This is a genomic window from Bacillus cereus group sp. MYBK101-2 (genome assembly GCF_051918845.1).
GTDB lineage: Bacteria > Bacillota > Bacilli > Bacillales > Bacillaceae_G > Bacillus_A > Bacillus_A paranthracis.
The window spans coordinates 77,201-96,077 of record NZ_JBQAIE010000011.1; the positions used below are offsets into that span (position 1 = coordinate 77,201).

The following is an 18,877-nucleotide window of genomic DNA, read 5'->3' on the forward strand; positions in this document are numbered from 1 at the left end:
TGATTCAAGTCAACAATTTATAAATAAAATCTACTTCGTTTTCATTACTTTCTCTTTTAAGAAACGATCTACATATCCTTCTGCTTTTACAACGAATAAATACGCACCCATTGATAATAATGCAAGGTCTAATTCATATCCTGGATTCTTTCCATCTCCTAATAAACCTGCTGCTCCATTTACCTTTACGATAGCTCCAGCTAAAATTAGTGCAAATAACAATCCTACATATCGTACGCCTAAACCGATAATTAATAATATACCACCAACTAATTCAACTGTTGCTACGCCATACGCTAGACCACCCGGTAAGCCAATGCTTGTAAACCAGCCTGCTACGTTATCGATACCTGATTGAAACTTCGCTAAACCATGTGCAAAGAACGTTACTCCTAACACGATACGAATAATTAAATTCCCAATATATTGATTCATTTTTTTCTCTCCTTTTTGTTTTGTTATGGTGAACTTTTATTTACAAGTCAAAACAATACGGTATTTCATTTCATTCGTCAAATACTTTTTTAAAGAAAACAAAAAACATTATCCCTTTTACGGATAATGTTTTCCTACAAAGTAGCGTTAATTCAAGCTTTTACTCTATCGCACAAAAAAATTGAAACATTTTTCCAGCGCCAACATACGGCAATAAAGAAATATCCTCTTCTACAACCATGCCAACAACGTTCACTTTCTCATCTACAGGCAAATCATGTATAGCAACTTGCATCTCTCCAGCATATCTACCGTACAATTCATTATCAATTGTAATGCTACCTTTCTTTCTTGAAATGGTATGAATCGGCTGTAAAATCACTTTATGTTCTTCTCGCGATTCTACTGAGCGAATGACATCACGAGCTGGATCTAGTCTATTTGTATGCACTTGTTCCACTATTTTTAATACTTCTTTATCAGTTATAAACGATTTGTACCGCAGCGGAATAATCCCTCTACTCGCACTCGCTATCTCTTGTACACTTTCTAGACTTCCGCTTATATCCCCGATTAACACCTTATCGACACCACAATCTTGTACAAGTTCTAAATACGCTTCAAGCGGGCGCATATTGCGGTGCTTTTCTAACGTTGGTAATCCTTCATATAACGGCCCCCGTTTCTCCCCATCCCCTGGAATAAATGCCATCGTTTTTATTCCGCACGCATGTAAATATTCGTTTTGTTTTTGTAAAAAGGACTTTGCTAGTCCTGTTTCTGGGCGCGGGTAAAAATTATGCCACGCTTCTACATTCTCGACCCGTATCTTTTCAGTAATTAACTCTTTCCAAAATGAATCTGTAATCGTACTCGCATTTAAAGCTACTTTCATCTTGTGAGATACGCGTGCGATTTCTTTTGGCGTGATGCCATAGTCCATTCGTAAACCAGTAATTCCCCACTCTACTAACTCTTCCACATTTTCGTACGTCATTCCTAAATGGTGTAGTGATTTTTGGGAAACATCAACCATTAATTCCATTTCATTTTCAAGAGCCTGTTTCCCAAGTATTTGAATTAACTCTTTATACGTATTTGGATCATCTTCTGGTATATGAAGTGATGTAAAAATAGATAAAAATCCGTTTTTCTTCGCTACTTTTAGCCATTCTTCTTGTTTCTTTACTCGCTCTTTTGAAAGATAAATTGATACTCCTAGCATATGAATCTCCCTTTCTATGAATAAAAAAGAGAAAGGAATCCCTTTCTCTATATGTTTTCTGCCATTTCTTCTTTAAATCCGAAGAAGTACGTAAAGATGAAGCCGAAAGTATATGCCACTACTAATCCAAGGAAATATAATAAATATTTATTATCAGCAATTAACGGAATTAATGATAATCCGGATACACCGATTCCGAGTGCAGCCGTTTTCATAACTGCTTGGAATGCACCGCCGACAGCTGCCCCTAAACAAGCGGTAAGAAACGGTTTCCCAAGTGGTAATGTAACCCCGTATAATAACGGTTCGCCAATTCCTAAAAATCCAACTGGTAATGCCCCTTTAATTACGTTACGAAGTCGTTTATTTTTTGTTTTTACAAAAACCGCAATGGCTGCACCTACTTGACCAGCTCCAGCCATTGCGAGTACTGGTAATAAAGGTGTTACGTGCGTTTGATTAATAAACTCCATATGAATCGGTGTTAAACCGTGATGTAATCCGACCATAACGAGCGGTAAAAATGTTCCTGCAAGTACTGCTCCCGCAAACGCGCCACCAATACTTAAAATACCATTAATTCCGCTCGTAATTCCTTCAGATAAGAAACCTGCTACCGGCTGAATGGCTAACATCGTTACGATACTTACGACTAACACAGTAATAAGTGGCGTTATGATAATATCAACTGCATTTGGTACAGCTTTTCGAACTTGTCTTTCCACTACAACCATAAGCCACGCTGCAAAAATAACTGCAAACAATCCGCCCCGTCCGGGTACGAGCGCTTCACCAAATAACTTTACGTTCGCCATCGCTGGATTGAAAATTAAAATACCAGCAATTGCCCCAAGAACTGGAGTCCCGCCAAACTCTTTCGCTGTATTCCAACCGACTAAAATGCCTAAGAATGTAAAGATACCGCCGCCAATAAGTAGTAACATTTGTAGCCATGTTGCATTCGGATCAGCACCTGCGTTTTTCGCAAAGTTAGCAACCCCATTTATAATACCTGACGCAACAAGACCCGGAATTAACGGAATGAAAATACTTCCTATTTTTCTTAAAAAGTTTTTCACCGGTGTATTATTTTTCTTCTTCATCTCTGACTTCATCTCTTGCCCAAGATCTTCAAGGTGATGATCTGCCACCTCACCAATTCGCAGTCCCGTTAAACCTTCCATCTCTGCTGCTACTTTATTTACCGTTCCCGGACCAACGACAACTTGAAGCGTCTCATCTTCAATAACGCCCATAACCCCTTCAACCTTTTTTAAAAGGTCCATGTTTACTTTACTTTCATCATGAAGCGTTAATCGTAGTCTCGTCATACAATGAGCAATGCCACGAATATTTTTTACTCCCCCAAGTTGCTCTGAAATTTCTCTGGCCATTCTCTCTTCTTTCTTCATAATAGAATCCCCCTCCCTATTATTTTATAGTGCCTTCTTCACAAACCCTTTCGCTTCTTTTAGTTTCTCCAGTGCTTCCCCATACTCACACTGCAATAACACCATAACAATCGCAGCTTTCACATTACGTTCTGCTTTTTCATAATACTCCGCTGCTACTTCATAACTAACACCTGTTGCTTCCACAATAATTCGTTTTGATCGTTCTATTAACTTTTCATTTGTAGATTGAACATCTACCATTAAGTTTTTATATACTTTCCCTACACCAATCATAGATGCTGTTGAAATCATATTGAGCACTAGTTTTTGCGCTGTACCAGCTTTCAAACGCGTTGATCCTGTTAAAATTTCTGCGCCTGTTTCTACTTCCACGTTTAGTTTTGCATATTTACTTATTTCAGCATTTTTATTACAGGAGATACTAGCTGTACTCGCTCCTACGCTATTCGCGTACTTCAAGCCACCAATTACATAAGGAGTTCGACCACTTGCTGCAATTCCAATCACTGTATCTTTCTCATTTAATCCAATACTTTTTAAATCTTCTTCCGCTAACTCTTCGCGATCTTCGGCACCTTCTACCGCTTTAGTAAACGCTTTCAACCCACCTGCTATAAATCCTTGCACCATTTTATCATCTGTGCCAAATGTCGGCGGACATTCCACTGCGTCCAAAATACCTAAACGGCCACTCGTACCAGCCCCAATGTAAATTAATCGGCCCTCTTCTTCGAAAGATTTAATAACAGTCTGCACAACTTTTTCAATCTGCTCTATTTCATTTTCAACTGCTAATGCAACAGTTCGATCTTCTTCATTCATACTTTGCAGAACTTCTTTTATGCTCATCTCATCTAAATTCATCGTCTTCTCATTACGATGTTCTGTCGATAAATTTTCTAACATATTCCCACCTACTTTGAAATTTAATTTCATACTTTCATTATAACTTTAAGAAATTTAAAATCAATATTACTTTATTATTTTATGAAATTTAATTTCTTTTCATGACGAATTTATGTCCGTCCGTATGCAAAAAAGATGGGTTTCCCCATCTTCTCATTTCAGCTTCCGTAATCGCAAAGCTTCTTCTCTTGTTTCCATAAATTGATCTAGCACTTTATTACCAATGCGATTAAAGGTAATCACATATAGAGCATCTATCATGTTCAATTGCGTCATTCTTGAAGCAATACTTGCAATGCGATGATCTTGTTCTACATCTGGCATACAAAGACGAATATCCGCCTCTTTATATAACGGCGATGATTGATCAAGCTTTGTAATCGCAATAACTGTTGCACCCTGTCTCTTCGCATATTGCGCCATTTCAAGTACATCTTTCGTACGACCAGATGTTGAAATCGCCACAAATATATCGCCTTCTTTTAAATTCGTCACAAGCGGCAACATCATATGAAAATCAGACAGCATCATCGCTGTAAATCCGAGCCTTGTAAATTTATAAGCCCCGTCCATCGCTGGAGTAGCTGATCCACCGACTCCGTAAAATATAATTTTATCCGCATTTACAATACGATCTGCAGCTTTCTCAAGTTCTTTTTTATCTATCGCCGTAACGCTCGCCTCAATTGCAGCTTTATTCACATACGTAACTTTATTAAACAAGTCGTACGGTCCATCTTCCGTATTCATCACTGAAAAATCGTTAATATTATAATCAGCAATCGTTAATTCGCGAACGAGCGCGATTTTAAATGCTTTAAAACTTCCGATTCCAATCGACTTACAAAAGCGAACAACACTCGCCTCACTTGCGCCTGCATTCGTTGATACTTCTTTCGTCGTTAAGTTCGGAACAATCTCTGCATTCTCCGTTATGTACATGGCAACCTTCTTTTCAGCTGGTGAAAATTGATCCATATTACTTTCAATTTTAAATAGTAATGTTGAAGTTTTCACTATTTAACCTCCACTTCTTACGGTTGCGTATATTCTCTACTCTCATTTACACCATATAGATAAAAACCATCATTACCAGGTGGATGGTGAACAATTACAGTTCCATCCCTTTTTTATATAGCGTTATTTCACCTTAAAATCGGTATTTTCCCCATCCATGTATCCAAACTGCACAGTCAGGTACAAAAGCAGTCTACTTATAGTCTTTCGGGTTTTCATCTTCTACATAGGAAGAAAAAATAGAAACCGGAAAATCTTTCGCTTTTGATTCTTTCCATGCAGTAAACGGTGTACATACTGCAATAATTATGATTATACCGATAACCTTCCCTCTCCTCGTCATATTACATACATAGATTTTACCATAATTACAACCTATTCAAGCTAATGACTATTGCTTTTTACTATAAAAAAGAGCTTATCTACTTCAGATAAGCCCTTCCTCTCTATACAAAATACTTCTTCAAAAGCGGCGGGGTAATAATCGTTGTCAATATAACAACAATAACAATCGCTGTGAAATTTTCTTTCGCTAGTAAATTCGCCGCCAGTCCATTTGCAGCAATAATAAGTGCTACTTCACCACGCGATACCATTCCCGCACCAATACTAATAGAAGATTGAAGGTTGAATCCTGTTAGTCTTGCTCCTAAACCTGATCCAATTAACTTTGTGAAAATCGCAATGAGCGTCATAATGATAATGAACCAAAGCTGACTTCCGATACCTTGAAATGTAATTTCCATTCCGATACTTACGAAGAACACTGGCACAAATATCGCATACGCAATCGGTTCAATTTTATGTTCTACTTCGTGCTTATACTCTGTTTGAGAAATGGCAATTCCGGCTGCAAATGCTCCAATAATACCTGCAATTCCCATCATTTCACTGTAATACGAAAAAGAGAAACAAATAATAAGAGCCGCGCTAATTAACGCTTCTGTTACACGAAGCGGCACGAGCATTTTCATAATCCAAGGAACAACTTTCCATGCAATAAAAACAATGCTAACAAAGAAGATAATTTTCTTTACGATAACAAGTGTTATATTCACATCTTGCGTTCCTAAAAAGCTCATAACAAACGCTAATAAAATAACGACGATGACATCATCAAATACAGCAGCACCTAAAATCGTTGTACTTTCTCTCGTATTCATTTTTCCTAAATCTCTTAGCGTTTGCACTGTAATACTAACTGACGTTGCGCAAAGTAATAACCCTAAAAAAATGGCATGAGATTGTATTAATCCAAACAGCAATCCTGTTACATAACCACCAATGAAAGGAAAAATAATTCCACCAGCCGCTACTGCAAATGATGATTTCAAATTCCGATTTAACTCTTCTAAATCTGTTTCAAGTCCCGCCATAAACATAAGTAGTAAAACACCAATCTCACTCAATTCATCAATAAGTTCAGAACTATTAATAATACCGAGTACAGCTGGACCGATAATAATACCAACAATTAATTTCCCAAGTACAGAAGGCTGGCCGAGTCTCACACTAATATCACCAGCTAATTTCGTACAAAGTAAAATGACGACAAGTTCAAAATAAAATAGCATAGCATCTTCTCCTACTTTAACTTTAATCAGCGGGTTTTCTCCATCCGAATAGATTGGTAATCCCCGTCCATTCCTGCAAGTAGTTTCCCCTATTCATTCGCATTTTATTTGTCACATTTTCATTTGACAAAATATTCTGAATTATAATAAAATGAACCCAGCAATTCCAAAAACTATATACCATAACTGTACCTCCATTTACTTACATACTCTTTTCTAGTGGGCTCATACTACACTCGCGGTTATGGAAATGAAAAACGGGGGGAGAGTCCAAAGTGAAGTCATTATTACGAAAAAAAGCGCTTAGTACTGAATCACCACGGCAACTACAAAGAACATTAACCGCACTTGATTTAACGTTTTTAGGAATTGGCGCCGTAATTGGGACAGGGATATTTGTATTAACAGGTATTGTTGCAGCGAAACATTCTGGTCCTGGTATTATGCTATCATTTCTTATTGCTGCATTTACTTGTGCTTGTGTAGCCTTTTGTTATGCTGAATTTGCTTCTTCTATTCCTGTCTCAGGAAGTGTGTATACTTACGCATACATGACAGTCGGAGAAGTCGTCGCCTTCATCGTCGGATGGTGTTTAATGCTCGAATATTTACTTGCCGTTGCAGCAGTAGCTGTCGGTTGGTCTGGTTATTTACAATCTTTACTACAAGGATTTAACGTCCATCTTCCCGCCATAATCGCCTCGGCCCCTGGCGTAGGAAAAGGTGGTCTCATCGATTTACCAGCTGTTTGTATTTTACTACTCATTACAGGCCTTTTAAGTTTTGGTATACGTGAAAGCGCACGCATTAATAACATTATGGTTCTTATTAAGTTAGCCGTTATTATCGCCTTTATCGTAGCAGGTGCAAAATATGTAAAACCTGAAAATTGGACGCCGTTCATTCCATTCGGGTACGACGGTATTATTACTGGAGCTGCTACTGTATTCTTCGCCTTCTTAGGCTTTGATGCAATCGCAACCGCTGCGGAAGAAACGAAAAAACCACAGCGCGATTTACCAATCGGCATTATCGGTTCCCTTCTTATTTGTACTGTTTTATATATGATCGTATCTTTCGTTTTAACAGGTATGGTTCCTTATACACAATTAGATGTTTCTGACCCAGTTGCGTTTGCCTTACATTTCGTTGGCGAAGATACAATTGCAGGACTACTCGCTGTTGGAGCGATGACTGGAATGACAACCGTTCTCTTAGTCGTTATGTATGGACAAGTTCGCGTTTCGTATGCGATGAGCCGTGACGGTTTACTTCCAAAAGCGTTAGCACGTGTAAATAAAAGAGTGAAAATCCCTTTATTAAATACGTGGATTACTGGTGTTGTCGCCGCTTTATTAGCAGGACTTTTAGATCTGCACGTATTAGCGAATTTAGTAAATATCGGTACATTAACAGCCTTTACATTCGTTTGCTGTGCAGTACTTATTTTACGAAAAACACACCCTGACTTAAAACGCGGATTCCGCACACCTTTCGTACCTGTACTACCAGTTGTCGCGATTCTTTGCTGCTTATATTTAATGATCAATTTGTCTAAAACAACATGGATTAGCTTTGCCGTTTGGCTTATAGTCGGCTTATGCTTCTATTTCTTCTACTCTAGAAAGCATAGTCACTTAGCTACCGAAAAAACGAATGATGAAAAGAAAAAAGCATAACAAAATAGCTCGCCGTTTTAGCGGCGAGCTATTTTTCTGTACTATTATATTTTTTCGTTAACGATTGTAAAATGAAAAATATGCCGATGCAAGCTGTAAACGATGCCCAATTTCCTATTGGCGTTGCGTATTTCACAATTCCAATACCTACAAGTAATAGGAAAATAATCACCTGATATATGAGCTTCCACTTTTGCATATATTCCCTCCTTTACTTCGTTCCCTTCTTTTTCTTCTTCCATGCATTTAAACTATCAAAGAAGAAATTAATAAATAACGTGCCTAAACCCGCTAATAAAAACGTCATTAAAAATAGAACCAATATACTTTTTTCTTTTAAGAAATAATATCCTACAAGGAGCACAACCGCGATCCATACATATTCAAGAATTCTTTTTAGCTTTTTCTCTTCCAAATTATTCGCTCCTTCATTCTATGCTACTTTTAGTATAACAAAAAAGAAGCCTATCATGATAAGCTTCTTTTCTTCACTCTTATTTGTTTATGCTTTTTTCAACGAGTGAAATCGCATATTCCATCGTACGGTTCATCGTTTCTACTTGTGCATCTTTTACTTTTACATCTTTCACTACAGCTTCGGCCACTGTAATTTTTTGACTCAGTGCTTTCACTGAACCGTCCGTTACATTTACATCTTGCGCTTTTTTCACTACTGCTTTTGCAGATTCAATATTCATTTGTAATTTTTCTTTCAGTGTTTTCGGTTGTTCTACTACTTTAGATTGTATAAATGTTACATTAGCTGTTTTTAATTCGTTATACGTTTGAACGATTTGCTCTCCTGTACTCCCTACATTTTCAAATGCTTGCTTTGCATTATTATAGCTTTTCTCTAATTCTTGAAATGCTTCCTTTGAATATTGACCTGGCTTATCACCAAACTCATACGTACCAGCTAACACTTCTTTCACTTTTCCAAGCTCTTCATATAACGCGTTCACTTGCTCTAACTTTGTGCGGTTAGAAAACTCATTGTACGCCGCTAATACTTCTGAAGAACTTAACGCTTTACTATATAATCTTGCAAGCGCGATTTGTCCATTTAACGGAATACCGCCATTTCCATTGCTATCAGGATCCGCTCCAAGTGCAAATGGTACATTTGGATGATACACTTTTCCTGTAGCCGGTTGGCTATTTACTTTTTTACCATCTACATAAATAGCTACTTCACTTCCGTTATACGTTCCTGTTAAGTGATATGTTTTGTTTGCTTCTAATTGAACGCCAACGCGTTTATAACTGCCGCCAATGTGAGCCCATAATTCAACATATCCACTTCCTGTAGATTCAAAACCAATTCCACCGCTCTCTGTATTTTGTAAAATACCTTGTCCGCGAATTTCATTCATTGAAAATACAGTTTCTAGCGTGAACGTATTTGCTACTTTCTCTTTTTGTGCTGCTAAAAATGGAAGGTATCCAAATGTGTTTGCTTTTCCGTTTAATTTCATAACATTCTTTTTCAATGCTTTATCATATTCAATAGTCACATTGCCCTTCACATCACCTTTTGTAGCAAATGGTGAATTGTCTTTAAATGTACCATCTGCAAAGTTCACATCGAAAACATCAGCCTTTGGTACTTTCACATTCGGGTCAATATTATCTTTTTTCGTAGTAACTTCTGCCGTTAACGGCTGCGCACTTTCATTACCGAACGAATCGATTGCAACTACTTCAAGCATATATGTTTTTCCACCATCTAATCCTGCAAGCGTAAACGTAAGATCTTTTGGTACTGGATCACGATAAAACTCTGAGAATGCCAACAATTTATTCTTTATTTCTCCCGTTTGCTTATCTCTAGCTTGTACACGATAAGAGTGAACAAGAAGGTTATCCAGCGCTTGTGGGAATGTTACTGTTGCTGCATTTTCTGTTACATTTGATACCGCGAGCTTTGCATCTTTTGCAAAGTATGGCTTTTCTTTATCACGATCTTCTACATGTGTAAATGTGTCTTTCTTTGCTGGTAATTTAATTTTCCAAGGCTCGCCTGTCCAAGAATTTGTATGGAAATCACGGCGATTGATCGTTACTTCTTTATCGTCTACTTCTACTAATAAGCCTTGGCTTAATGTACTAGCTCCTGGCGGGATCGTCCCTTGTACTTTACCACCTTCAACTTCCATATAACTTACTGAAGATGTACCAACTGATGTAAAGTCTTTTTGATGAATCGATCTCGGGTCATCTAACGGATAATGTGAATGACCTGAAAACGTAATAACTTGTGGATATTCTTTTAACACCTCGTTAATTTTCGCGCTATCTTTTGTTCCCCACTCTTGGCTACCGTATACTGTATCTTTAATATGCTGGTGTAAAAATACGAAAATTGGTTTTTCTGGATCATCTTTTTGTGCCTTTGCCATTTCTTCTTTTAACCAATTAATTTGCTTATCTGAATAATATCCATGAGTTGTCCCATCTTCTGGAGACATAACAAGGAAATGATACCCTTTCACCACTTTATGATAGTAAATCGATTCCATTCCTGTTTTTTCTAAGAAACGCTTCTGCGCTCCCTCTACAGATAAACCGTTCCAATAATCATGGTTTCCTAGAGAATTCATGCGTACTGCATCTTTATTTGCATTTTCATTATATACTTGCATGAAACGATCATATTGCTGCACTGAACCTGTATCTGTGAAATCACCTACGATAACAAACGCATCTTGCTTTGGTGCAAGCGTATTAAGCTGTTCAATCGCTCGTTTCCAGCGAAACGTATCATCCGTTCCACTATTTTTAATATGTACATCACTTACAACCGGAAAAACGATCTTCTTCTCACTCGGTGCCTTTTCTTGCTTCTTCTCTTCCGCTTTAACTGATGTACCCCACGGAAATGATACAAATGCTAATACAAAAACCATTAATAATCCAATAAGACCTTTTACTTTGCGTAAAGCTGTTCTTTCCACATGAATCCTCCTCATATAATAAATTAATTACATTGGTTATTGTATCGAACATATATTAACTTAATTTAAACTAAAAATGTATTTTGTTTAAATTTTGTAAATATACAGTCAATTTTATATTAAATGCCACATTTACATAAAACAAGTACTTTTGTCTAATAGTTAACTAACTTTTTCCTATAAAAACTGTGAAGAGGTATGGGCCTATGAAACTATCACGATTTTATTTTTTTTATCTATTCTTAACACATCGGCCATGCTGTTACATTTAATAATAGTAAACAATCTTATGAAAAGGAGGGAACCCATTGAAACCTCATAAAAATATCGGCTGTTTTGCTCCTTTATCTATCATTTGTCAACCTACTTGCCCCTGTCCTCCTCCTATTTCCCCACCTGAAAGAGGCGATGCCGAATTAGTTACCAATGAGTTCGCTGGAGATATTCTTATCTCAAATGATTTTATTCCAATTTCTCAAAAACAACTAAAACAAACCAACACCACAGTAAACATTTGGAAAAAAGATGGAATTATTTCATTATCTGGAACTATCTCTATATACAACAATAGAAATAGTACCAATGCACTATCTATCCAAATAATAAGTTCTACCACAAACACTTTTACAGTTTTACCTGGAAACACTATTTCATATACAGGCTTTGATTTACAATCCGTTTCAGTTATCGATATTCCATCAGATCCTTCTATTTATATCGAGGGGCGTTACTGCTTCCAATTAACTTATTGTAAATCAAAGCGAGATTGCCTATAACAAAAAAACTATTGCTTTTGAATCTAATCAAAAGTCTACTAAAAAACGTGCAAACTTATGAATCGTTTGCACGTTTTTTAGTAATCTTTAAATCACTATATATTAAGACAAAGTGTAGCGAATAGTCATACAAAATTCTCCTGTTTCAGCAGCCGCTGTTCCAAGAATTGTAACCGTATCAAATCGGCGAACTGTAAAAGATGCGCTACTTCCAGTGGCAACTACAATTGTTTCCACTGCAGTCCCCGTTACTCCTCCACTATAAAATACAATTGTAACAGGACCTGTTCCAGTATCCACTTTCAAATATCCTGAAGCATAAATATCTTGCGAAATATTATCAGCATAAATGATTGCTGCAGTTGCAGCTGCTGTCCAATCAATACACACCTTATCTTGGACAATTGTTTTTTGTCCATTTGCACAACATGAAAGATTTGTACTACAATTACCCATACTAATTCCCCTCTCTATGCCATTAAATATCTAGTTGTAATACAAAATTCCCCTTGATACGTACCTATCGGCGTTGCTGGAGTTGTAATTTGGATGATGTTAAAGCGGCGAAACGTAAATGAAATGCTAGTCCCTTCATTTACTAGGAATGTTTGGATTGTCCCTCCACCTGAGTCTAAAACCGTTACTGTAATTTGGTTCGCAGGACTTACGCCAGGACCAACATCATAAGTTAAATATCCTGTACCAACAATATTCTGATTCACATTGTTTGCGTAAACTGTAAATGTACTAGCTTCAGCACTAGACCACGGGTTACATACTTTATCTTGGACGAAGTTACTGCTATTATCTGAGCAGCATGTTAATACTGTACTTGAGCATTCACAAGCCATAGCCTTTCCCCTCTCTCTTTGTTATTCCCTATATGTGTATGTCCCCCAGAGTCTTTTGCCTGTACGATTCATCTATTTTCAAAAAATATTCAAATGACTAGATAGATTCAGTTTTATTTCTTTTTTTCATAAATTTATAGATGAATATACCACCTACAACAATAACTACGACTAGTAATATCGGTAGCATATATTGTCCAACAACATCCGCCGCTTTTGCCCAATGCGGACCTAATTTCATTCCAAAATAGACATATAAAGTTGTTAACGGGAACATTGCTACAAATGTATAAATACTAAATTTCCATATATTCATTTTTGCCATACCACATGGAACAGAAATAAGTGTTCGAACTCCCGGTACAAAGCGTCCAACAAATGCTACAACTGGTCCATATTTCTCAAAGAAATCATCTGCTTTTTGAATTTGTTCTTCTTTAATAAAGAAGTATTTCCCGTACTTTATTAATAGAGGACGACCACCGTAATAACCGAGTGCGTATAACGTTAACGGTCCTGTCGTTCCGCCAAGTGTTCCAGCTAATACAGCTAGCCAAAAATTCATATCCCCCTCGTACACCCAATATCCAACCATAGGCAAAACGACTTCTGCTGGAATAAATTCAAACGTTAAAGCCAATACAACTCCAAAATAAGAAAACTGCTTTAAAAACTCAATTATATCTAAAATAATTTGCTCCATATTTTAACTCCTATCCTACGTTTACATTATGCTTTTCTTGTAATTGAACTGGCGCCATTTTTACAATTCGGTTCAAAATAAATAACACAATCCCAATATCATCTAAAATACCGATGAACGGTAAGAAGTCTGGAATTAAATCGAGCGGCATCGCTACATAACCAACTAAAAAAGCAATGGATAAGATTTTCTTCTTTATTGAAACCTCTTTTGAAGTAAAAAAGTCAAATAGGAATGGAACAAATCGGCGAACATGAAATACAACTCTTAATCTACTAATCAGTTTTTTCATTTTTATTTCTCCTCTCTTTGTATACAAAAAGGCCCCTACCAAATATGGTAAGGGTCCTAAAAAAGACAATAAGGGGCCTTTACCATTGCTGGTAAAGGTCTCACTAACAACGAAACGTTGCCAATAAAGCCGAGGGTTTCTCCCTGTAATGACGACTTTATTGTAATAAGTTACTCCCCTTTATACACAATTTTATACACTCACATTAAAATATTTCAGAGGGCTTGTCAATATCTTTTATATTCCAATCCCTTCCATAAAAAACAAATACACGTATAGGAAATTTCCTACTATCTCATAATATACATAACCATTTTTGAACGAAAGGAGATGTTTCATTTGCATACCGTCTGGAAAGGTGCACTTTCACTTGGACTATTAAATATAGGAATTAAACTATATAGCGCCGTAGATGAAAACGATATAAAATTTTTAAGCCTCCATAAAGAATGCTTAACACCTATTAAATATAAAAAATTCGCTCCCGATTGTACAGATGAAGAAGTCGATGATAAAGATATTGTAAAAGCCTATGAATACGCACCTCATAAGTACATTATTATGGATGAAAAAGAATTATCTGCGTTGCAAAAAGCTCACGAACCACGATCTATTCGTATTATATCTTTTATCCAAAATAACGAAATTGATTCTGTTCTCTATGATCGTTCTTATTTTATAGGCCCTACTCCAGGACACGAAAAATCGTATTTATTATTAAAAGAAGCTCTTGAACGTACGAATAAACTTGGTCTTATCCATATTTCCATTAGAAAAAAACAACATTTAGCTATTATCCGTAACTTTGAAGATGGGCTTATGTTGCAAACTATTCACTATCCTAATGAAATTCGCGATATAACAAATACACCTAACTTACCAAGTAACGAAAATTATCCGATTCAAAAACAAGAACTCACCGCAGCAATTAATTTAATCCACCATCTTACAAACCCTTTCGAACAAGAGTTATATACAGATGAATATAAAGAAGCTCTTACCGAATTAATAGAAAATAAAATTGAAGAACAGGAAAAAACGGAAACCATCTCTCCTGCTCCAAACATCATCAATATTATGGAGACATTACAGGCAAGTATTGAACAAGCAAAAATAAAAAGAGACAATAAAACAGAAAAAGAGGCCAAATAAAATTGACCTCTTTTTCTTTAAAGCGGATTACATTTCGGCATTTCGAGTCCAGATGATTGGGCTAATTTTAATAAATAATAACATTCTTCTCTTGCCATATGATCTGCCATTCTCGCTGATAATGCACTTAATATTTCATTTGATAACTCGAGCTCTTCCACTTCATGTAAAAAATGTGAAAATAATTTTAGTTCAAGTGAAACATCTTTTGTAAACTTCTTTAATGCAGGAAAATGATGAAGCTCTGTTCTTAAATACCCCGTCATTTCAACTGCCTTTAAATAAAATTGTTCAAAGTGCTTTTCGAATTCTTCACTTTTCTTTTTTAATCTTTTTTCAACAAGATCTAGCCCACCAGAAATAGAGCCCGCATGACCAGCCGCATCCGTTAGCCAAACAAGATGATAATGTAATTCATGAAAAACAGGCGGTACTTCCCCTTTCTTTAAAAACTCTAAAACCGTTATATACTCCTCAACTTCATTTACCATATGATTGATAAAAGTTGGCGTAAAATGAATGGTAATTTTTCCTTCCAACTGTTTCTGTATAATATTTAATTTAAACATTCGTATTTCCTTAGCTGCTTGTTCCGCCTCTTTGGAAAATGCCACGAGATTCACATTATGAACTTTATTTAACAGATTCGTAAATGTTTCAACAAAATAAATAGCTTTTTTTATATCTTCTTTTTCCTTTGGAGCTAATGCATCAAGTAAAAACTGCGCATGATCAGTAAGTACCTTTAGCCAAAATTGATGCTCAAACAACGCACTTTCTTCATAATTTCTCTCCACCAAATCCCCTCCATCTATTCATTCTTCTCTATCACTTCAAGTTTATATCCATCTGGGTCTTGTACTACAATACTCTTCGCATATTCATTTTCTGTATATAAAATCTCATAAAACGCTAGCTTCTTTTTCAATTTCTCTATGTTAGAAATCGTAAACGTTAAAACCTCACATGAATCTGTAACAGTTTTTTCCCGTCCACCTAACACGCGATTCATGACAAAACTAATTCTCTTTGAATCAGAATGATACCAAACTCCTGTTGTATCTAATTGCGGTCTTTCTAAACTAGGTTTGATTCCTAAAATCCCTTCGTAAAAATACAACGTTTCCTTTAAGTTTTTCACTTCCAATACAATGAATTGTTTCACAGTCTCCACATTCATTCCCCCCGTACCTATTACTTTTTTATATGTGTCATAAATGCTCATTATGTCTGAATACAATACGTAGTAATGAACATGTAAGGAGGTTTATTCGTGAATAAATATATGAGATCATTTGTGCCCTATCATAGTCCTCTCGATCCTTGTCCTCCTATCGGAAAAAAATATTATTCTACTCCTCCTAATTTATTTTTAGGCTTTCAACCGCCAAACTTACCGCAATTCACGCCAAAAGAAGCACTCCAAAAAGGAACTTTATGGCCTGTTTTTTATGACTATTATGAAAATCCTTATAAAAAAGGGCGGTGACTACTGACGTGAATCAATCGCTACCAGAAGAATACTATCAACTTTTACTGGAGCTTCAAGAACTGGACTTTGTACTAGTTGAACTCACTCTTTATTTAGATACACATCCAGATGACACCGCTGCAATTAATCAATTTAATGACTTTTCCTATAAACGGAGAGTATTAAAACAAAAGATGGAAGAAAAATACGGACCACTCCAACAGTTTGGAAACAGTTATTCGAATGCCCCTTGGGAATGGAGCAAAGGTCCTTGGCCATGGCAAATATAAAGGAGAGAAACTATGTGGATTTATGAAAAGAAATTACAATACCCCGTTAAAGTGGGAACTTGCAATCCAGCACTTGCAAAATTATTAATTGAGCAATACGGCGGGGCAGATGGCGAGCTAGCTGCTGCACTACGTTACTTAAATCAACGTTATACAATTCCTGATAAAGTCATTGGCCTACTTACTGATATTGGTACAGAAGAATTTGCCCACCTTGAAATGATTGCTACGATGGTTTATAAACTAACGAAAGATGCAACGCCTGAACAAATGAAAGCCGCTGGACTTGATCCTCATTACGCTGATCATGATAGTGCACTTCATTACCATAATGCGGCTGGTGTTCCATTTACTGCAACGTATATACAGGCTAAAGGTGATCCAATTGCCGATCTATACGAGGATATTGCAGCCGAAGAAAAAGCACGAGCAACATATCAATGGCTCATTAATTTATCCGATGATCCAGATATAAATGATAGTCTACGCTTCTTACGTGAACGTGAAATTGTCCATTCACAACGTTTCCGAGAAGCAGTTGAAATTTTAAAAGAAGAACGTGATAAAAAAATATTTTTTTAAAACACATATCCTAGCGATATGTGTTTTTTTACGTTCAAAGTTAAATCCTTCCTATCAAACATATAAATAGTATATTTATTCGATTTAATGCATTATTTTTTAATTTTTTCAAAATTCCCTATTGCTTTCTAGTCATCAGACCTTTAAAATAATAACAGTTACTCGACAAATTGTTTGAATTTTCGACAAAAACACTCAGTAGGAGGATTTTCTTTATATGCGTACAACTTTAAAACCAGCGCAAATACTTTCGATTAGTTTATTACTATTCGCAGTTTTCTTCGGTGCTGGTAATATGATTTTCCCGCCCCTTCTCGGTCTTTCTTCCGGAGGAAATATGTGGATTTCCATTACAGGATTTATTATTACAGACGTCGGTTTATCTCTACTTGCTATTGTCGCTGTTGCCCTTGCCGGTGGTAGTTTCAACACGTTAGCAAGCCGTGTTCACCCAAAATTCGCAGCAATATTCGCTATCATTATTTATCTTTCAATCGGCCCACTATTTGTTATTCCACGAACTGGATCTGTATCTTATGAAATTGGGATTGCACCACTTTTCCCGGACCAATGGTACTCTATGTTAATCTTTAGTGCGATTTTCTTTACAGTCGTCTACTTCTTATCATTAAATCCATCAAAATTAGTAGATCATATCGGAAAAATATTAACACCAATTTTACTTGGAATTATTGCAATTATGGCAACAAAAGCGATTCTTTCACCAGGAACGTTTGCAGAACCTGTTGGTGACTATAAAGAAATCCCATTTTTCAAAGGATTTCTTGAAGGGTTTTTAACGTTAGATGCAATCGGTGCACTTGTATTATCAACGATTGTTGTAAATGCAATTCGCCAAAACGGTATACAAGAGAAGAAATCTATCGCCAAATATACAATTATTTGCGGAAGCATTGCAGCTCTATTTTTAACAATTGTGTACTTCTTACTCGGTTATATCGGTGCTTCAAACGGCAACTTAGGACAATTCGAGAACGGTGGTCAACTATTAGCGACTGTTATGTACCACTTCTTTGGGACAAGCGGGAATGTTTTATTAAGCATCGCCATTATCTTCGCTTGTTTAACGACAGCAATTGGTGTTGTAAGTGCATTTGCAAACTATTTCGCAACAGTACTAACAAATGTTTCTTACAAAAAGCTCGTACTATACGTTTGTATTTTCAGCTTCGTGATTTCAAACTTAGGTTTAAGTTTATTAATCAAAATTACATTACCTGTATTAATTATTTTATATCCAATTACGATTATTTTAATTTTCGTATCATTTATAGATAAATATACGAAACGTAAACCTTCTGTCTACATCGGGGCAATGATCGCAGCATTCATTATTAGCTGTATTCACGCACTTGATAATGTGGAAATGATACCAAACTTTATCGCTAATATCGTACACACCATTCCTTTTTACAACTTAGGAATTGGCTGGATTATTCCAGCAATCATCGGTGGTATAATTGGTTACTTTATTCCGCAAACAGAAGCTGAAGGCGAAGTTTCTACAAAATAAAAAGAAGCGAGCATGGATTTC

22 protein-coding genes and 1 pseudogene are annotated in these 18,877 nt (G+C 36.3%); 7 read left to right on the top strand and 16 right to left on the bottom strand.

What is annotated here, in order from left to right:
- Positions 1-30 precede the first annotated feature (30 nt).
- The 7 genes and pseudogenes from ACTFSI_RS19710 to ACTFSI_RS19740 form a co-directional block, all read right to left on the bottom strand.
- Positions 31-435 carry a DoxX family protein gene (locus tag ACTFSI_RS19710; protein WP_001077751.1) on the bottom strand — a complete coding sequence of 135 codons (405 nt, stop codon included), beginning with the start codon at positions 433-435 and terminating at the stop codon, positions 31-33.
- Between the two features lie 160 nt (positions 436-595).
- The gene (locus ACTFSI_RS19715; protein WP_138322440.1) at positions 596-1,660 is read right to left on the bottom strand and encodes a DUF871 domain-containing protein; all 1,065 of its coding nucleotides are present in this window, start codon (positions 1,658-1,660) and stop codon (positions 596-598) included.
- Between the two features lie 47 nt (positions 1,661-1,707).
- The gene (locus tag ACTFSI_RS19720) at positions 1,708-3,072 is read right to left on the bottom strand and encodes a PTS transporter subunit EIIC (RefSeq protein WP_440045588.1); all 1,365 of its coding nucleotides are present in this window, start codon (positions 3,070-3,072) and stop codon (positions 1,708-1,710) included.
- Positions 3,073-3,096: 24 nt separating this feature from the next.
- Entirely contained in the window at positions 3,097-3,981 is an 885-nt protein-coding gene (gene murQ, locus ACTFSI_RS19725) for an N-acetylmuramic acid 6-phosphate etherase (protein ID WP_277616687.1), read from the bottom strand.
- A gap of 153 nt (positions 3,982-4,134) precedes the next feature.
- Complete coding sequence (locus ACTFSI_RS19730; RefSeq protein ID WP_138322442.1) at positions 4,135-4,998, bottom strand: MurR/RpiR family transcriptional regulator; 864 nt, start codon at positions 4,996-4,998, stop codon at positions 4,135-4,137.
- A 17-nt stretch (positions 4,999-5,015) separates the two neighbouring features.
- Positions 5,016-5,341, bottom strand: a pseudogene (locus ACTFSI_RS19735) (outer surface protein).
- A 103-nt stretch (positions 5,342-5,444) separates the two neighbouring features.
- Positions 5,445-6,572 (bottom strand): cation:proton antiporter, encoded by a 1,128-nt coding sequence (locus tag ACTFSI_RS19740; protein WP_000899806.1) that lies wholly within the window; start codon positions 6,570-6,572, stop codon positions 5,445-5,447.
- Positions 6,573-6,847: 275 nt separating this feature from the next.
- Between ACTFSI_RS19740 and ACTFSI_RS19745 the strand changes: the two genes are divergently transcribed.
- Positions 6,848-8,251, top strand: coding sequence for an amino acid permease (locus ACTFSI_RS19745; RefSeq protein WP_000838739.1), 1,404 nt, complete (start codon positions 6,848-6,850; stop codon positions 8,249-8,251).
- Positions 8,252-8,279: 28 nt separating this feature from the next.
- On the opposite strand, the gene ACTFSI_RS19750 is transcribed toward ACTFSI_RS19745, so the two are convergent.
- From ACTFSI_RS19750 to ACTFSI_RS19760, 3 genes are all read right to left on the bottom strand, one after another.
- A complete protein-coding gene (locus ACTFSI_RS19750; RefSeq protein ID WP_001174836.1) occupies positions 8,280-8,450 on the bottom strand; it encodes a hypothetical protein in 171 nt (56 codons plus the stop codon).
- 12 nt (positions 8,451-8,462) lie between these two features.
- Positions 8,463-8,666: a hypothetical protein gene (locus tag ACTFSI_RS19755; protein WP_440045589.1), complete on the bottom strand. Its 204-nt coding sequence runs from the start codon at positions 8,664-8,666 to the stop codon at positions 8,463-8,465.
- A 79-nt stretch (positions 8,667-8,745) separates the two neighbouring features.
- The gene (locus tag ACTFSI_RS19760) at positions 8,746-11,205 is read right to left on the bottom strand and encodes a LamG-like jellyroll fold domain-containing protein (protein ID WP_440045590.1); all 2,460 of its coding nucleotides are present in this window, start codon (positions 11,203-11,205) and stop codon (positions 8,746-8,748) included.
- 308 nt (positions 11,206-11,513) lie between these two features.
- Here ACTFSI_RS19760 and ACTFSI_RS19765 point away from each other — a divergent pair, with 308 nt between their 5' ends.
- Positions 11,514-11,981 (top strand): S-Ena type endospore appendage, encoded by a 468-nt coding sequence (locus ACTFSI_RS19765; protein ID WP_139895743.1) that lies wholly within the window; start codon positions 11,514-11,516, stop codon positions 11,979-11,981.
- Positions 11,982-12,083: 102 nt separating this feature from the next.
- On the opposite strand, the gene ACTFSI_RS19770 is transcribed toward ACTFSI_RS19765, so the two are convergent.
- From ACTFSI_RS19770 to ACTFSI_RS19785, 4 genes are all read right to left on the bottom strand, one after another.
- Positions 12,084-12,437 carry a DUF3992 domain-containing protein gene (locus tag ACTFSI_RS19770; protein WP_000526007.1) on the bottom strand — a complete coding sequence of 118 codons (354 nt, stop codon included), beginning with the start codon at positions 12,435-12,437 and terminating at the stop codon, positions 12,084-12,086.
- A gap of 14 nt (positions 12,438-12,451) precedes the next feature.
- Positions 12,452-12,832: a DUF3992 domain-containing protein gene (locus ACTFSI_RS19775; RefSeq protein ID WP_000742049.1), complete on the bottom strand. Its 381-nt coding sequence runs from the start codon at positions 12,830-12,832 to the stop codon at positions 12,452-12,454.
- Between the two features lie 97 nt (positions 12,833-12,929).
- Positions 12,930-13,535 carry a DedA family protein gene (locus ACTFSI_RS19780; RefSeq protein WP_139895744.1) on the bottom strand — a complete coding sequence of 202 codons (606 nt, stop codon included), beginning with the start codon at positions 13,533-13,535 and terminating at the stop codon, positions 12,930-12,932.
- Between the two features lie 10 nt (positions 13,536-13,545).
- Entirely contained in the window at positions 13,546-13,827 is a 282-nt protein-coding gene (locus tag ACTFSI_RS19785; RefSeq protein ID WP_000733844.1) for a YkvA family protein, read from the bottom strand.
- Positions 13,828-14,166: 339 nt separating this feature from the next.
- On the opposite strand from ACTFSI_RS19785, the gene ku reads away from it, so the two are divergent.
- The gene (ku, locus tag ACTFSI_RS19790; protein ID WP_138322445.1) at positions 14,167-14,979 is read left to right on the top strand and encodes a non-homologous end joining protein Ku; all 813 of its coding nucleotides are present in this window, start codon (positions 14,167-14,169) and stop codon (positions 14,977-14,979) included.
- A 17-nt stretch (positions 14,980-14,996) separates the two neighbouring features.
- Here the strand turns inward: ku and ACTFSI_RS19795 are convergent, their stop codons facing one another.
- Positions 14,997-15,776, bottom strand: coding sequence for a DUF2935 domain-containing protein (locus ACTFSI_RS19795; RefSeq protein ID WP_000440971.1), 780 nt, complete (start codon positions 15,774-15,776; stop codon positions 14,997-14,999).
- Between the two features lie 14 nt (positions 15,777-15,790).
- On the bottom strand, positions 15,791-16,219 hold the full coding sequence (locus ACTFSI_RS19800) for a VOC family protein (protein WP_130983620.1): 429 nt from the start codon (positions 16,217-16,219) through the stop codon (positions 15,791-15,793).
- A 33-nt stretch (positions 16,220-16,252) separates the two neighbouring features.
- On the opposite strand from ACTFSI_RS19800, the gene ACTFSI_RS19805 reads away from it, so the two are divergent.
- The 4 genes from ACTFSI_RS19805 to brnQ2 all read left to right on the top strand — a co-directional run bounded on the left by ACTFSI_RS19805 (position 16,253) and on the right by brnQ2 (position 18,856).
- The gene (locus ACTFSI_RS19805) at positions 16,253-16,468 is read left to right on the top strand and encodes a spore coat associated protein CotJA (RefSeq protein WP_001046257.1); all 216 of its coding nucleotides are present in this window, start codon (positions 16,253-16,255) and stop codon (positions 16,466-16,468) included.
- An 8-nt stretch (positions 16,469-16,476) separates the two neighbouring features.
- A complete protein-coding gene (locus ACTFSI_RS19810; protein ID WP_001076510.1) occupies positions 16,477-16,740 on the top strand; it encodes a spore coat protein CotJB in 264 nt (87 codons plus the stop codon).
- A 12-nt stretch (positions 16,741-16,752) separates the two neighbouring features.
- Positions 16,753-17,322 carry a spore coat protein CotJC gene (gene cotJC, locus ACTFSI_RS19815; protein WP_000265273.1) on the top strand — a complete coding sequence of 190 codons (570 nt, stop codon included), beginning with the start codon at positions 16,753-16,755 and terminating at the stop codon, positions 17,320-17,322.
- A 217-nt stretch (positions 17,323-17,539) separates the two neighbouring features.
- Positions 17,540-18,856, top strand: a complete 1,317-nt coding sequence (brnQ2, locus tag ACTFSI_RS19820) for a branched-chain amino acid transport system II carrier protein BrnQ2 (RefSeq protein ID WP_440045591.1) — start codon at positions 17,540-17,542, stop codon at positions 18,854-18,856.
- Positions 18,857-18,877: the final 21 nt, after the last annotated feature.